This is a genomic window from Carboxylicivirga longa, assembly GCF_050589825.1.
GTDB lineage: Bacteria > Bacteroidota > Bacteroidia > Bacteroidales > Marinilabiliaceae > Carboxylicivirga > Carboxylicivirga longa.
The window spans coordinates 221,960-237,215 of record NZ_JBNGOZ010000005.1 but is presented as its reverse complement, the minus strand read 5'-3'; the positions used below and the strand labels follow the sequence as shown (position 1 = coordinate 237,215).

The window sequence follows — 15,256 nt, the reverse complement described above, 5'->3', positions numbered from 1 at the left end:
TTTTTTTACAATTGTCATATAAAACGCGCTATATAGGTCATGCTTATGCCTGATCTGCTATGCTCATGGCACGTTTCCTATTTCTAAAATTTAATTTCGCAGTTCACATAGATGTAATCCACCTTGGCGCTACCTGTTGCCGAGGGTGAGAAGTTTCGATAGTTGGGACTGATTTTAATGCCCTTAACCGGATTGAACTCGGCACCCAACACAAACAGGTTACCATCCTTAGCGGCATTCCAATCATTTTCAGACTCCAGCATGTCGAAACGGGCAAATAGTTTTGATGCTTTAAGCTTCAGTGTTGAATAAAATGAGTAACCAGTCATATCAAGCCCTTCTTCCATGCCATGGTTAAACTGCTTGTTAAATTCGGCACCTATGGATAGCTTCTTAAGCTGATACCCGGCAAAAAGTGCCAAGCTGTTTTGGCGCTTAATGGCTCCCTCATCCTTTGTAGTTGTTTCGAAATAGCCACGCAATGCTAGTTGCTCTAAAGGCCTAAGCGTAATACCGGCTCCTATGGTAAAAATACTGTCCTGCTCCAGCTTTTTATAGCCTTCTCCATTGATCAGAATCAGGTCGGCACTCAGTTTGTCATTGAACTTATAGGCGGCGCTGATACCCAGGTCGGCACTCGCACCAAATTTATACTCATCCTGAAAGGACTTTAGTAGATAACGATAGCCCCAAAACTTTTCCTGCGTTTTGAAAGATGTCGTGCTGATCATACCAAAATTAACCGTCCAGGCATCTTTCTTATAGCTCAATAAGGCATTTTTTACATAGGCCGTCATCTCCAGGCCGCCACCATCCTTTGGGTTACCCACATCAAAGATTAATTTACCTGACCAGTTTTCGCTGAATTGATGCTGATAGCCTAAATAAGCCCTGGTTAATTCAAATTGGTTATATGTCTTGCCGTCAGTTATGGTGCTGTGGTAATTCGAAAAGATTTTAAAAGTTGGCTTACCCGAGGCTTTAAAGCTTGTCTTTTCCTGAGCTGTACCCGCCATGTTCAATCCGATAACGGCCATGACTGCTAATGTTAATAGTCTAATTTTCATATCCTGTGCTGATAATTTATTAATATTGTCTCAATAAAATTGTGTGCTGTTCTATTATTTCCTGCTGCAAACATAGGACTGCGGTATTACAGCCCTGTTAAGCCAATGTTACATTCTTGTTACATTTCCATTAATAAGAAACTACCTTTAATTTTATGTAACTTCGAAAAATGAAACGAGCCCTTATTGCCGGTGCATCCGGCCTGGTGGGTCAGGCACTATTGACCCGCTTACTAAACAGTTCGAACTATGCCGGTGTGCACGCCCTGGTTCGAAGGCATCTACCCATTAGCCATCCTAAACTCACTCAGGAGCTAATTCAGTTTAAGCATCTGGATCGATATAGCGGTCCTGAAACATTTGAAGATGTCTTTTGCTGTCTGGGCACAACCATTAAAAAAGCAGGCAGTAAAAAAGCCTTTACAGAAGTTGATCAGCACCATGTGGTAAGACTGGGGCGATGGGCAAAAAAGCAACAATGCCAACGCTTTTTAGTTATTAGTTCGGTGGGTGCCAATGCGCAGGCCGCTAATTTTTACCTTTGTACAAAAGGACAGATGGAAAACGAGCTAAGGGCGCTGCAATTACCGACATTGCATATTTTCAGACCCTCGCTGCTGCTGGGTGATCGTCGGGAATTTCGCTTGGCAGAAAAACTATCGGAAAAAGCAATGTACTTACTGAAGCCCTTTCTGCAATGGCCCTGGCGGAAATACAGAGCCATAAAAGCCAGCGATGTAGCCGAAGCCATGTATCGACAGGCACAGGACGGCAGAAAGGGAGTATGGATTTATGAAGGTGCTAAGCTATCGTAAGTACAGTTTTTATTTTGCTATTTATTACGTAAATTGCGTTACGGGTTTTGCGTTACGTAAATTACGTAATAAATTAAAAGAATATGAAAAATCCATTTTTATTATACGGCTACAAATCTCCGGAACTATTCTGCGACAGAGAGATAGAGGTGCAAAAGTTAATCAACGCCATAGAAAATGGCCGTAACATCACCTTAATTTCGCTACGAAGAATAGGTAAAACCGGATTGATAAAGCATCTTTTATACCATATAAATCGAGAAAAGAACATACAAAATACACTGTATTTAGACATTATGTCAACCACAAATTTAAGTGATATGGTGAAAGAAATCAGCACATCACTCCTTTTGTTCGAACGACAAAGAAGCAAACGCTTTCTTGAAAATATAAGCGAATTAATCAGTGGAATTAAAGCCAAACTATCGTTTAATGCCATTACGGGTGCACCCGAACTAGAATTTGGATACAAGTCGGAAAATGAATCTATCAACGATCTTAACCTACTATTTAGCTACATTGGCAGCCATAAGCACCCCTTCATCATTGCCTTTGACGAATTTCAACAGATAAGTACCTACCCGGAAAAGAATGTGGAAGCCTGGTTTAGGAAATTTAGCCAGGAATATCCGGATATACGCTTTATCTTTTCAGGCAGCAGCAAGCATATTCTCGAAACGATGTTTACAAATAGCTCACGCCCCTTTTATCAAAGCAGCGAAATACTATACCTAAACCGCATTAACACAAATACTTATGCTTCCTTTGTCCATCACCACTTTACACTGGGTAAAAAGCATATTGACATTGCTCTGATTAAAGAATGGCTTGATATATTGGACAACTACACCTTTTATGTCCAATATTTCTTCAATAAAGTATTTGCAGTAAACACCAGGCGCTACACCCACCAAATACTTTATGATGCCTGCTATGGCATACTGAAAGAACGCGAAAATATCTTTATCAACTATCGCAACTTACTTACCAATAATCAGTTTCAATTAGCTAAAGCCATTGCCAAAGAGAGCGGGGTGGAGCAGCCTAATGCTCAGGTATTTATACAAAAACACAAACTACCGTCGGCCAGCTCGGTCAATACCGCACTTAGCACTTTGGTCAACAAGGAAATGATATATTACGAAAAGGGTTTATACAAAGTGTACGACCACTTTTTTTCTCTCTGGCTTAAGAGTTTATGATTTACCTGGAAATCTCCAGCTTTAACTTCTTACCCTTAATGCGCTCATTTTTCAAGGTCTGCAACAAAGTTTTGGCTTTACTGCGTTTGACAGCCACAAAAGCACTATGATCGAGCACGTCAATTAATCCCAACTCTTCTTTTTGCAGCTTTCCTTTTTTTAAGAATAAGCCCACAATATCCACCTTATTAATTTTATCCTTTTTACCACTACCCAGGTAGATGGTTTGCCACTCGGGCAAGGCAGGTAATGGTAGATCGGCAGCAAGCTCATCAAAACAAACCGTGTCTTTAATGTATTCAGGTACCTGCTCATCCTCGGCCATGATCAGATAGGCCACGCCCTCGGCATGCATGCGTGCGGTTCGCCCATTACGGTGAATGTAGGCATCTTCTTTAGAAGGCAGATGGTAGTGGAGTACATATTTAATTTCGGGTATATCAAGCCCACGCGAAGCCAAATCCGTTGTGATCAAAAGATGATGACTGCCGTTTCGGAACTTCAGCAAAGCCCGCTCCCGTTCCTCCTGCTTCATACCACCATGAAACACATCGTGCGCTACTCCCTGCTGGGTAAGATGATTACTGATACGGTCGGCCGCTTCGCGATGGTTAACAAAAGCCAGCATGGGTGCATTGCCCAGGTGACTGATTAAACGTACAAATACAGCCAGCTTATCGCGTCCTTCGGCACGCACACCCCGCACAGCCAACTTTTCCGGCGTGGGCTCGTCTTCAATATAATTAAGCACCTCAACCTCTTTCAGCCCAACAAATTCAGGTATCTGTTCCATGGTGGTAGCCGAAGTCAACACACGCTGTTGCAACCCATTTAGTTGACCAATGATTTCTTTCATCTCTTTCTGAAACCCTAAATCGAGTGCTTTATCGAACTCATCCAACACCAAGAGCCGGATCGCGGAGGGATCAAAAGATTGGCGCCTTAGGTGATCGGCAATACGCCCCGGCGTACCCACCAAAACAGCCGGCGGATGCTTTAGGTTGTTTATCTCGGTGCGGATGGCATGGCCTCCATAGCAACAATTCACCTTCAGACCCGTGCGCAGGCTTTTAACCACCTGTTCGATCTGCAAGGCCAACTCCCGGGCCGGCACCAAAATAAGCAATTGCACTTGTTCGGCTTTGCTATCCAACTGCTCGATTAAAGGCAAAAGGAAAGCCAGTGTTTTACCTGAGCCGGTGGGTGATAACAGCACTGCATCCTGTCCACTACCAACGCATGCAAAAGTATGCTCCTGCATCTGGTTAAGCGAATGAATATTGAGCTGACGAAGAGCGACCTGACTTGATTTACGTAATTGTTGCATGCCGCAAAGATAGCTAAAGGTTTAAGTAAAAATATCTTTTCTATCTTAGTGCTTCCTTAAAAATGTTTTATGGAACGGTTCTCCATCGCGTGGCACTCATAAAGAAACGTTCCGTAAGTACTTAAATAATGGAAAACTTTCAAAACGTACTGCCAGATAGGACAAGCTACTTTACCATGCACTTAAAATTTACCATAGCACTTCTCTTTTCGATATTTAGCCTGCTGGCACAAGACAGGCTGGATGCCGAACAAGCGGCCTGGCTGTACCGCATCGTACAAAAAACACCGGTGCTAAAGCAAAACTGGCAACACTATTTCGAGTTTGACACACGTCCTTTTCATCGGGTATCGACGATGAATCCCGGGCTCGATTACGACGCCATCGGCCGTTACCAGATTTACCATCCTCAAAGTCTGCTTATTCACTACGACAGCATTCAGGGCTCGTCCAACGGACTTATTTCAGAAGCAGCCATCAAAATTACCCTGTGGGAGCTCAACGAAGAATTAAAAAAACATATTTACCAGCGTGCAAATGCTAATGATTCCCTCATTCAGACACTGCAAGACCCCATCATTACCCGGTTACCCCGACGAATGAGCAGTAAAAAGAGAGAGAAAACACTCACAAGTGTAACCCATCCTTCGCTACCCATCTTTAAAAAAATAGAACAACTTGAGAAGCTAAAAATAGATGCCGAAACGCAGAAGCTACTGCTCAATACCTGGAGTGACATTATTTCGGATTACTGTTTTCAGCGCAGCCAATACTTTTTCAGGATACTCTCAGGCGGACTAGAACTTGAAAGTACTACCTTTTTAGCTGCCGGTGAGGGCAGTGGAACGGCCGGCCTCTTAAACGAATGGGAGCCCCATCCGAAGGATAGCACGCAACGCTGGTACAGCAAAGGCATTGGCCTGTTTACCTATACAACCAGAGTGCATGATGAGCAATTGCAATTACAAACGCATTTAAAGAAAGAGTTATGCTTGCCGGGGAGCGCTTCAACAGTCCTGCACACATCGCTCTGGGGCCTTGACTCATCGTTTAAGCCCATGCTCATCATCATCGACGACACCTTAAGCTATCATCTGTTTGCCGACTATTCCACCATGAGCCTCACACCGGATGGCCATAGCGGCAAAGGCATATCGCACATCGACCGCATTGAACAGTACCGACAGATACATATTATTGATGCTCTGCAAAAAATTAATGATCACAGCCCGCTTACAAAAGCCATTGATAGTAAAACACAGACGGAGAAAGAGATTGCCGTGCTGGAAAATGAGATCGACAGCTTACTGAAGCTTACGCCCGGTAACCAAAATGCCATCAACCATCGAAAGCGACTGATTGATGCCAAACTCACTACACTGAGCAGTAAAACCAGGCGAGTGAACAGCCTTGAACGAGAAGCTGAGGCCACCTACCGCAAAATAACCAAGGCTGAAAATAAACTACAAAGTATGGTGAATCTTTTGGGGCCAAACCCACAAGCCTGGAGGCAGGAAGGAAATACCTACCACTTTCCATCGGGTGTAAGCTTTAACGAACAAACGGGTGATTTAATTTTTCCCCGCCGAGCCGATTCCCGCCAATTATCCATCCGCCTGTTATCGGCTGGTTACACGCTTAGTGGCCATCGAAAAGATGAAGTACAAGCCTACGTGAGTATTAGCAAAGCTAAAGAACACCCCCACTGGGCAGAAAAAACCACAGTAGATACCTCCATCGACACGTTGCTTTATTTCTATTTTCATCCGGATAAATATGAAAGCCACACACGTATAAATTTACCTCAACAACTTCGCAAACAGGCGAAAAAATTCAAACACCTCCAAATAAACTTGGCAGCTATAAACCAGGAAGAAAGGGCGCATAACCATCGTCACCAATACTCCAACCGAGCAAGAGAATACGAAAAACCACTCACCGCTTATGCCAGGCAGCGTGCAGCACATGCTCACCTATGCACCAACGACTCCACACTGATCATCACCATTAAGGCAGGTGCTGACCCTGTGCCATCGAGGCTTAGCCAAGTACCAGATATACCAGGAAAGAAAATCAATAAACCGGGCTATCATCCATACAACAATAATTTGCTAAAGACATTACGAGCCCTGTCAACACTAAATAAAGTCTGCCAATATCTTCGAAAGAATGTGCCCGATCTTAAGGAGATTAACAGTCAACTAAACATTTCTCACGATGAGATGGAACGGCTTTACCCTGCCATCATAAAAAAACCGGATCCGGATGCTTAAAACATCCGGACCCGGTTGGTATTTATTTTACATCAAGAGCTATTATTTTGAAGCGCACTTCCTCATTATGACTGAACATCATCCATTGTTAACGGCGCCGGTGCCGTAAAGTAAGCACCGCGGGCAATGATCTCACTCGGTGAGAATTCCACCGGCATTACGGGCATCTTCTTCTCTGTGATGCGCACCAACACAAGCGTGTATTTCTCATTAATTTGAAAGTATCCCAGGTCTGAATTTGGGAAAGTAATAGTATATCCATTGGCTTGCTCGGCGTCATACTTAACTGAAGTGGTTGCCAAAGGCTTATACTTCTCCTGACCAGCCGCGTACAGATGCGCTACAATCAGCTCATCTTCAGAAATCGGCGACCCACTCCATGTGATTGTGTAATCTTTTCCGTATTCCATATTAGGAACGTCCGCCGGCGCAATGGGATTAATAATCACTGATGTTGAGGCAGCAGCTCCCGTTGCTTCATCAGCCAGCACAAAAACAGGCGAAACGCTGCCATAACTGCCCTCGTGGATGCTTGAAGCCATATAATAACCCACGCCACTGTTAAATATCAACTCACTGTTGTTAAAGGATACTGTATATCCATCGGCCAGCTGAGCGCGCTGATTGCCACCATCAACAAAGAGACCCACTGGATTATAATAACCCGTTGCGTTATCTCCTGATGGCTCCACATAACTTAATTCATACAAACAAGTAGCCTCATTGGGCACAATAGTGCCAAACATATCATCATCACTATTACAAGCTCCCAACATAAATATTAGCGCAAAAGCACTAAATAACATCCCCAGTTTCATTTTCATAGTTCTATTCATTTAATTCAGATTGTTATAAAAATATTACGATCAACGATTCAATCGATGATACACCCTCATAGTCGGATAAACTTTGCAATGGTTGCGTATCTTTCTACTAAACCAACACTTATTTCCACTCTACTATGTGCCCACGGTCTTTGTGCAGCATTTCATCGGGCACTGATGCCCGCACAGAGTCCGAGAGCCGGTTAAGTAAAAGACGCTTATAAAAAGCCCTTGAATAAACAAGGCTCACCTCCCGCAGGGGCACCGGCGACTCGAACTCTTTGACATGCTTATGCAAATCAAATGCCAGCTCTTCAGTAGCCAAGCCCGGCAATAAGGTGTAACCCCCTTCAGTATCCACCATTTTACGAATAGTATCGAGCGAGCCACTTTGAAAATTTAACGGCGACACCGAACTAATATCTGCCTGTAACTGACATACATTTAGCACCTGCGACCGAAAGCAATGTCCTTCATCCAAAAGCCATAATCCGGTTGGCGTTAACATATCTACACTCAAGCTATCCGCCTTATGCAAAGGGTGGTTGGGGTTGGCATAGATAAGTACATCCTCGTAAAAAAGCGGCTGCTCAATAATGTCGTGCTCATCCAGCGGCGTCACCAAAATAGCTGCATCCAGCAGATCCTGTTTGAGGGCCTTTACCAACTCTTCGGTAATCATCTCTTTAAACGTAAGCCGCACCAAGGGGTTATTCTTCTTAAAATGACCCACAAAAAGCGGCAGCAGATAAGGTGCCAAAGAAGGGATAATACCCACCTTAAGGCTTCCTTCGATGCGCCCCGACTCCTCGCGGACTATCTCTTCAAGCCGGTTGTACTCATTGATTACAACACGAGCCTGATCAATAATTTTCTGCCCCACCGGTGTTGTCAGAATGGGCTGTTTCGTACGATCAAATATTACAATATCGAGTTGCTCCTCCGCTTTCTTTATCTGCATACTCAAGGTAGGCTGCGTAACAAAACATTTTTCAGCCGCAATGGTAAATTGCTTATAGTTATCCACAGCCACCAGGTATTCTAATTGCTGCAAGTTCAGTCCAAGCATCTGTTCTACAGTTATTATAGTTTATACTGATGCAATATATAAAAATTATCTATTTGATCGATAATGATGCAATCAATATATTTGTAATAGAAAATAAAACTAATAAAAACACAATATTATGAAAACGATAAATGAACTATTAGGCCTTAAAAAACAAGAGAGCGAACAGCTAAGTACAAAACTCAATAAACTACTGGCTAACTACCAAATATTCTATCAAAACCTGCGCGGATTTCATTGGAATGTGAAGGGAGAAAAATTCTTTGAGTTGCATCTTAAATTTGAGGAGTTATACAATGATGCAGTTGTAAAAATAGATGAAATTGCCGAGCGTATTCTGACACTGGGAGGTACGCCCATGCATTCTTTTGCCGATTATCTTGACACAGCAGCACTGCAAACAGCCAAGGATGTAAGCGACGGGCAGCAATGCATGGAAACGACACTGGAAAACCTGGCAAGCCTTGTACAGCTGGAGAAAGCCATATTACCATTGGCGCAGGATGCAGAGGACGAGGGCACCATTACATTGCTTAGCGATTATATCAGCCAACAAGAGAAAACCATCTGGATGTTGCACTCGTGGTTAAGCAAATGATATTTATAACCATTAGCAGCGTCATTGCAGACGAACTTCTTGAATAAATTAGGCTTCAAATCACAAGCTAAAAAAATATGCCGAACCCATTCCCACCGTCTTTGGCGGCCTACTTCCCTTACTCTCAGGAGTAAAGGGAAGAGGTTTTGGGAGGTACTGGTATCACCTGAGCTGCCCTGCAATATAGCCTGTTGACCAGGCCGCCTGTAGATTATAGCCACCCGTGATGGCATCAATATCAAGCACCTCGCCGGCAAAATATAAACCCTCACAAGCTTTGCTGGCCATAGTTTTCAGGTTAATACTCTTAAGACTAACACCACCACAGGTCACAAATTCATCCCTGAACTTTGCACTACCCTGCACTTCATACGCATCGTTCATCAGAATATTACTCAGCTTATTGAGTCCCTTTTTGCCCAGCTCACCCCATTTCTTTCGGGCATGCAAATCACATTTCTCCAATAGGAAAATCCACAGTCGCTCTGAAAGACCATAAGGTTTAACGTTTACCAGTACCTTATTGGGATGCTCAGTTGTGATCTTGTTTAATACATCTCTCACCTCCTCACTGGAAGCATCGTTACACCAATTCACCTGTACCTTAAACCGATAGTTGAGCTCATTAAGCAAACGGGCACCATAAGACGAAAGCTTAAGTATGGCCGGCCCGCTCATACCCCAGTGAGTAATTAACAAGGGGCCTTGGGCTTTTAGCTTACTCCCCTGAATGGCCACCGTAACATTCTCCACAACCACCCCCATTAAGGCTGTAACCTTTTCAGTGGGCATATTAAAAGTAAACAAGGAAGGAACAGGAGCTTCAATCTGATGGCCCAAATCCTCCAACCAGTTCAAACCAACACGCTTAGGTGAGCCACCCGTGGTTACAATTACCTTATTGAAACAGGCAGGTGCGTAGTTCTCATCCTTAAAATGCAACATTAGGCCATTCGCTTGAGGCCGGATGGCAGCAATACCTGCCTGCGTCTTTATTTTCACGCCCAAGTGCCGGCACTCTCTTAAGAAACAGTCAATGATACTCTGCGAATCCTGCGATCGGGGAAACACACAAGCATCATCCTGCACCACAAGGGGAACCCCGCGCGATTTAAACCATTGCATGGCATCAGTGGTGCTAAACTGATGAAATACCTTTTTAAGACTACGCCCGCCACGAGGATAGGCAGCACACAGTTGCGGTATGTCAGTGCAGGAATTAGTAACATTGCAGCGTCCCCCGCCGGATACCTTTACTTTTGCCAACACCTTACGCGACTTCTCAAAAATAATTACTTCAGCCTGCGGAAAATGCTCCTTTGCTGTAATCGCCGCAAAAAAACCGGCCGCACCGCCCCCAATTACCCCTATCTTCATAGCTTACCACTCTTATCAAATTGTATTGTGCAAAAATAAAGATATCTTCATAAAAAGTTATATTTTTATTAGTTGATAAAAAGACAAATAAAACGAGCCATGGGCGAGGGTTGCTTACACAGAAGGATGATTATTTCCTGGCGAGTTCCATATGGCGATTGAAAGAAAATATAATCAGATGAAACAAGTACATATCACCTGCATCAACGATAATAAAACAAGCTGCTACGAAGCCGGCACGTCGTTAATGGAGATAGCCAATGACCGTGGCATTAAATTAAAAACCCCCATATTAGGTGCTTACGTTAATAATAAGCTATGCGATTTATCGTACGAAGTGTATCAACCTAAAACAATAAATTATATTGATATAAGCCACCCGGATGGAATGCGCATGTATATACGCAGCTTATCACTTGTACTATACAAAGCTGCCAATGAACTGTTTCCCAATGCACAACTTCGCATTGAACATTCCGTATCGAAAGGCACCTACTGCTTGCTCGAGGGTGAAGAACTGACCATTGATGATGTGCTGACCATACAGAACCGTATGAAAGAAATTATTAGCTCTGATACGCCGTTTATACAACATCAGGAGGAGTCCGAAGCTGTGATCGAACGCTTTGAGGCACAAAAACAGGCCGATAAAACAGCACTCATCCGTCATCGTGGCCAGTTATATACCACCTATCACCAACTGGAAAAACACATTGGCATGTACTATGGTCATCTGGTGCCTTCAACGGGCTACCTCAAGGTGTTTGACCTCATTAAATACTATAATGGCATGTTGCTGCAAATACCCAAGCGCACGCAGCCCGATACCCTTGAAGACATAGTGGTACAAAACAAGATGTTTGACATCTTTCAGGAATTTGCCGAGTGGAATCGTGTACTTAACGTTCGTAACCTGGCCGATATCAACGAGTCGTGCTCCAACGGAAAAGCCACTACACTAATCAAGATTTCCGAAGCACTACACGAGAAAAAGATTGGTCACATTGCCGATATGATTGATGCCCGTAAGAAAACGGTGAAACTGATTTTAATCAGTGGCCCCTCATCCAGCGGCAAAACCACCTTTGGCAAGCGACTGGCCATACAGCTTATGGTAGCAGGCATGAAACCAGTAAACCTATCGCTTGATAATTACTTTGTAAACCGTGAAGACACCCCCCTGGATGAGCATGGCGAATTTGATTTTGAGGCGCTCAATGCACTGGATGTTGAGCTATTTAATAAACAACTGATTGGCCTACTGGCCGGCGATGAAGTAGAAATACCCAAGTTTAACTTTGAGAGCGGGCAACGTTATTACGATGGCGAAAAGCTGCAAATGACTCCGGATAACATACTGATTGTGGAAGGCATTCACGGCCTCAACCCACATCTAACGCACCTGATACCCGACACTGCTAAGTTTAAGATTTACGTGTCAGCCCTTACATCAGTAAACATCGATAATCAAAACCTGATTCACACCACTGATAACCGCTTAATAAGACGCATAGTGCGCGACTACAAATACCGCAATTACTCGGCCCGCAACACCATTGCCCGCTGGCCCAGCGTACGACGTGGTGAAGACGCACACATCTTCCCTTACCAGGAAGAAGCCGATGTGATGTTTAACACGGCACTGCTCTATGAGCTATCAGTACTAAAGCAACAGGCAGAACCCATGCTACTGGAAGTACAGCCCAATCAGCCTGAGTATGCCGAGGCCAGACGCCTTCTGAATTTCTTTGGCTATTTTAAACCGATACAAGCCACACAGATACCACCCACCTCCATTATACGCGAGTTTTTGGGCGGCAGTAGCTTTGATTATTAACACTGGGTTGAAATTATTAAGATACACGACTGCGTGTCAGATATTGTGACACGCAGCAGTTTATTGGGTATTTAGAGGGCATAACAAAAATAACATGAAAGCACATATTTATTGCATAACAATATTCTTACTGCTCTTGATTGGTTGTAGTAAAGAATCAAAAAGAATTGAAAACCAAATTACTTTCGCAAAGGTATACGGATATGTCAAATATTTTCATCCAAGTGATGAGGCTGCTCAGCTTGATTGGAACAGCTTTTCGATATACGGTGCTACTCAGATAGGCCAATGTAAATCTCAGAGTGATGTTATTAAGGTTTTAGAAAACCTATTTAAACCAATTGCTCCAACAATTAGATTTTCATCCGATATTTCAGAATTTGATTCTAACCTACCTGTACCCGACAGTCTTGAAGGATTTAAGTCAACATATTGGCAACATTTCGGTGTTAGTATCGGGATGGAAAATAAAGGAAGACCTTATGAAAGCAGAAGGATAAATAGAAGTAATGATGAAAGTAGTATCCAACTTTTCAACTATCAACCGGATACTAATGAATGCATCATTAAAGAAATCGGCAATGGTATATACTGCCAGATTCCACTAGTGCTTTACTGTAATAATGACTATACCTTTCCGCAGGCAAACCACGATGACCTTATAAAATTGCAAGACGAATTACAGCGCATTAAATATTCATTAACTCAGAATTCGTACTCTCGATTAGGGAATGTGATAAATGTATATAATGTGTTTCAACACTTTTATCCCTATTTTGATGTTGTTGATGTTAATTGGGAAGATGAATTTAAGAGTGCACTTCGAAGATGCTATTCTGACGAAACAAAATCAGACCATTTAATTACGCTTCAAAAATTCACAGCTTCTCTTAAAGATGGTCATATTAGAGTTTATGATAAACCAATGACTTCAGCTTACGCTCCTCCGATTGCTTGGGAGTGGGTCGAGAATAAGTTAATCATCACACGGGTTGAAGAAGATAATGACTCAATAAAATTAGGAGATATTGTAACTCATATCGATGGCAAAACTTCAAAACAGTATTTTGAAGAGACCTATTCGAGAATCTCAGCGGCAACTGAGGGATGGCTGAACTATAGAGCTAACACTATTAGTTTATTGGGAGATTATGATAGTTGTATTGAGCTTGTAATTGATGGAAATGAATATCAATTAAAAAGAACCGTTAAGCCATATCAGTGGTCGAGACAATCGGTGAATAGCAATAAATATAAAGAAATAGAAAAGGGGATTTGGTATCTGAATCTGGATATCATTGAAATGGATACTATTACCATGTTATTACCTAAACTGCAGGATTGCAACTCAATTATCTGTGATTTAAGAGGGCGCCCCAAAGGCAATCATGGTTTAATTCAACATCTTTTGGCGATTAATGACACAACGTCAGCATGGATGCAAACACCTCAAATTGTATATCCTGACTACGACAGAATAGTAGGATACGAAAAGCACAATTGGATAGGTGCGATGAAAACCAAAAAACCATACTTGGGCGACAAAAACGTGATTTTTATAACTGATGGGCGAGCTATCAGTTATGCAGAAAGTTACATGGGCTATATTGAAGGGTATAATCTTGCCACAATTATTGGTCAACCTACAGCCGGAACAAATGGAAATATTAATCCTTTTGGTCTGCCAGGCGGATACAAGATTTCATGGACCGGTATGAAAGTCATTAAACATGATGGCACCCAACAGCACGGTGTCGGAATATTACCCGATATATATGTTGAAAAAACAATACAAGGGGTAAAAAACGGCCGAGATGAATTTTTAGAAAAAGCTATTGAATTAGCAAAAAACAAAAACGCCCTCTAACAATGGCTCATAATGCATAGCTTGCCGCAGGCGCAACACAAGTCACACTTTATAATCGCGACCACTGTGTTCCAGGCTATTGAATTAACAAGCACAATATGGTTGAATTTTAAATGCGTCAGCCGCGGGTGGAAGCGCCATCAGCAAGGTAAATCCGCACTTTCTTACTACCTTTAGAGCTTCAGAAAAGAACATGTATTACGAATTGGACAAACCAATTCAGCTGGAGCAAGCGACTATGGAGAAAACACGCAACCTGGTAATTATACCTACCTACAACGAGAAGGAGAATATTGAAGCCATCATCAAGGCGGTATTTGCCCTGCCTCGCCGCTTCGAGATCCTTATCATCGATGATAATTCGCCCGATGGAACAGCTACCATCGTAAGAGATCTGATGAGCCAGCACCCCGATCAGCTACATATGCTGGAGCGCGAAGGAAAGCTGGGTCTGGGCACGGCCTATATAAGCGGATTCAAATGGGCTACATCACATGGCTACGACTATATTTTTGAGATGGATGCCGACTTCTCGCATCCCCCCAAGGATCTGATTAGCCTGCACGACGCCTGCCTAAAGGGTGCAGACCTGGCCATCGGATCACGGTACATATCGGGTGTTAACGTAGTAAACTGGCCCATGGGTCGTGTGCTCATGTCCTACTTCGCTTCGGTTTATGTACGCTTTGTAACGCGGATGAAAATAATGGATACAACAGCCGGCTTTAAGTGCTACAGCCGCCGCGTTTTGGAAACCATCGACCTGGATAACATTAAGCTAAAGGGCTATTCGTTTCAGATAGAGATGAAGTTCACCACCTGGAAATTTGGTTTCAACATTGTAGAGGTACCCATCATCTTTACTGACCGCACACAGGGCACTTCAAAAATGAGTGGCGGCATATTTAACGAAGCCGTATGGGGTGTTATTAAAATGAAGATAGCCAGCTGGTTTAAAAGCTACAAACGATAGACAAAGGGCAAAATGAGATGCCAATAT

The 15,256-nt window shown here is 43.1% G+C and carries 12 protein-coding genes; 7 read left to right on the top strand and 5 right to left on the bottom strand.

The genetic code is table 11. The features are described 5' to 3' along the window. Positions 1 to 83 precede the first annotated feature (83 nt). Entirely contained in the window at positions 84 to 1,067 is a 984-nt protein-coding gene (locus ACRD7A_RS06485) for a hypothetical protein (protein WP_430810320.1), read from the bottom strand. A 170-nt stretch (positions 1,068 to 1,237) separates the two neighbouring features. On the opposite strand from ACRD7A_RS06485, the gene ACRD7A_RS06480 reads away from it, so the two are divergent. Together ACRD7A_RS06480 and ACRD7A_RS06475 are read left to right on the top strand one after the other, a co-directional pair. Then, positions 1,238 to 1,882: an NAD(P)H-binding protein gene (locus ACRD7A_RS06480; RefSeq protein ID WP_430810319.1), complete on the top strand. Its 645-nt coding sequence runs from the start codon at positions 1,238 to 1,240 to the stop codon at positions 1,880 to 1,882. A gap of 83 nt (positions 1,883 to 1,965) precedes the next feature. Beyond that, the gene (locus ACRD7A_RS06475) at positions 1,966 to 3,084 is read left to right on the top strand and encodes an AAA family ATPase (protein WP_430810318.1); all 1,119 of its coding nucleotides are present in this window, start codon (positions 1,966 to 1,968) and stop codon (positions 3,082 to 3,084) included. A gap of 1 nt (position 3,085) precedes the next feature. Here the strand turns inward: ACRD7A_RS06475 and ACRD7A_RS06470 are convergent, their stop codons facing one another. Then, positions 3,086 to 4,411: a DEAD/DEAH box helicase gene (locus tag ACRD7A_RS06470; RefSeq protein WP_430810317.1), complete on the bottom strand. Its 1,326-nt coding sequence runs from the start codon at positions 4,409 to 4,411 to the stop codon at positions 3,086 to 3,088. A gap of 128 nt (positions 4,412 to 4,539) precedes the next feature. Between ACRD7A_RS06470 and ACRD7A_RS06465 the strand changes: the two genes are divergently transcribed. Continuing rightward, positions 4,540 to 6,684: a hypothetical protein gene (locus ACRD7A_RS06465; RefSeq protein WP_430817934.1), complete on the top strand. Its 2,145-nt coding sequence runs from the start codon at positions 4,540 to 4,542 to the stop codon at positions 6,682 to 6,684. 65 nt (positions 6,685 to 6,749) lie between these two features. Here the strand turns inward: ACRD7A_RS06465 and ACRD7A_RS06460 are convergent, their stop codons facing one another. After that, positions 6,750 to 7,508: a hypothetical protein gene (locus ACRD7A_RS06460; RefSeq protein WP_430810315.1), complete on the bottom strand. Its 759-nt coding sequence runs from the start codon at positions 7,506 to 7,508 to the stop codon at positions 6,750 to 6,752. A 121-nt stretch (positions 7,509 to 7,629) separates the two neighbouring features. Beyond that, on the bottom strand, positions 7,630 to 8,577 hold the full coding sequence (locus tag ACRD7A_RS06455) for a hydrogen peroxide-inducible genes activator (protein WP_430810314.1): 948 nt from the start codon (positions 8,575 to 8,577) through the stop codon (positions 7,630 to 7,632). A 118-nt stretch (positions 8,578 to 8,695) separates the two neighbouring features. On the opposite strand from ACRD7A_RS06455, the gene ACRD7A_RS06450 reads away from it, so the two are divergent. Then, complete coding sequence (locus ACRD7A_RS06450) at positions 8,696 to 9,175, top strand: Dps family protein (protein ID WP_430810313.1); 480 nt, start codon at positions 8,696 to 8,698, stop codon at positions 9,173 to 9,175. 162 nt (positions 9,176 to 9,337) lie between these two features. On the opposite strand, the gene ACRD7A_RS06445 is transcribed toward ACRD7A_RS06450, so the two are convergent. Beyond that, positions 9,338 to 10,552 carry a BaiN/RdsA family NAD(P)/FAD-dependent oxidoreductase gene (locus tag ACRD7A_RS06445; RefSeq protein ID WP_430810312.1) on the bottom strand — a complete coding sequence of 405 codons (1,215 nt, stop codon included), beginning with the start codon at positions 10,550 to 10,552 and terminating at the stop codon, positions 9,338 to 9,340. A gap of 178 nt (positions 10,553 to 10,730) precedes the next feature. Between ACRD7A_RS06445 and ACRD7A_RS06440 the strand changes: the two genes are divergently transcribed. From ACRD7A_RS06440 to ACRD7A_RS06430, 3 genes are all read left to right on the top strand, one after another. Further along, entirely contained in the window at positions 10,731 to 12,389 is a 1,659-nt protein-coding gene (locus ACRD7A_RS06440; RefSeq protein WP_430810311.1) for a uridine kinase family protein, read from the top strand. A gap of 94 nt (positions 12,390 to 12,483) precedes the next feature. Continuing rightward, positions 12,484 to 14,256: a S41 family peptidase gene (locus ACRD7A_RS06435; RefSeq protein WP_430810310.1), complete on the top strand. Its 1,773-nt coding sequence runs from the start codon at positions 12,484 to 12,486 to the stop codon at positions 14,254 to 14,256. 193 nt (positions 14,257 to 14,449) lie between these two features. Next, entirely contained in the window at positions 14,450 to 15,229 is a 780-nt protein-coding gene (locus ACRD7A_RS06430; protein WP_430810309.1) for a polyprenol monophosphomannose synthase, read from the top strand. The last annotated feature ends 27 nt before the right edge of the window (positions 15,230 to 15,256 follow it).

Coding starts and splice junctions, on each gene's coding strand:
- ACRD7A_RS06485 (WP_430810320.1), bottom strand. CDS start 1,067: ATGAAAATTAGACTATTAACATTAGCAGTCATGGCCGTTATCGGATTG.
- ACRD7A_RS06480 (WP_430810319.1), top strand. CDS start 1,238: ATGAAACGAGCCCTTATTGCCGGTGCATCCGGCCTGGTGGGTCAGGCA.
- ACRD7A_RS06475 (WP_430810318.1), top strand. CDS start 1,966: ATGAAAAATCCATTTTTATTATACGGCTACAAATCTCCGGAACTATTC.
- ACRD7A_RS06470 (WP_430810317.1), bottom strand. CDS start 4,411: ATGCAACAATTACGTAAATCAAGTCAGGTCGCTCTTCGTCAGCTCAAT.
- ACRD7A_RS06465 (WP_430817934.1), top strand. CDS start 4,540: ATGGAAAACTTTCAAAACGTACTGCCAGATAGGACAAGCTACTTTACC.
- ACRD7A_RS06460 (WP_430810315.1), bottom strand. CDS start 7,508: ATGAAAATGAAACTGGGGATGTTATTTAGTGCTTTTGCGCTAATATTT.
- ACRD7A_RS06455 (WP_430810314.1), bottom strand. CDS start 8,577: ATGCTTGGACTGAACTTGCAGCAATTAGAATACCTGGTGGCTGTGGAT.
- ACRD7A_RS06450 (WP_430810313.1), top strand. CDS start 8,696: ATGAAAACGATAAATGAACTATTAGGCCTTAAAAAACAAGAGAGCGAA.
- ACRD7A_RS06445 (WP_430810312.1), bottom strand. CDS start 10,552: ATGAAGATAGGGGTAATTGGGGGCGGTGCGGCCGGTTTTTTTGCGGCG.
- ACRD7A_RS06440 (WP_430810311.1), top strand. CDS start 10,731: ATGAAACAAGTACATATCACCTGCATCAACGATAATAAAACAAGCTGC.
- ACRD7A_RS06435 (WP_430810310.1), top strand. CDS start 12,484: ATGAAAGCACATATTTATTGCATAACAATATTCTTACTGCTCTTGATT.
- ACRD7A_RS06430 (WP_430810309.1), top strand. CDS start 14,450: ATGTATTACGAATTGGACAAACCAATTCAGCTGGAGCAAGCGACTATG.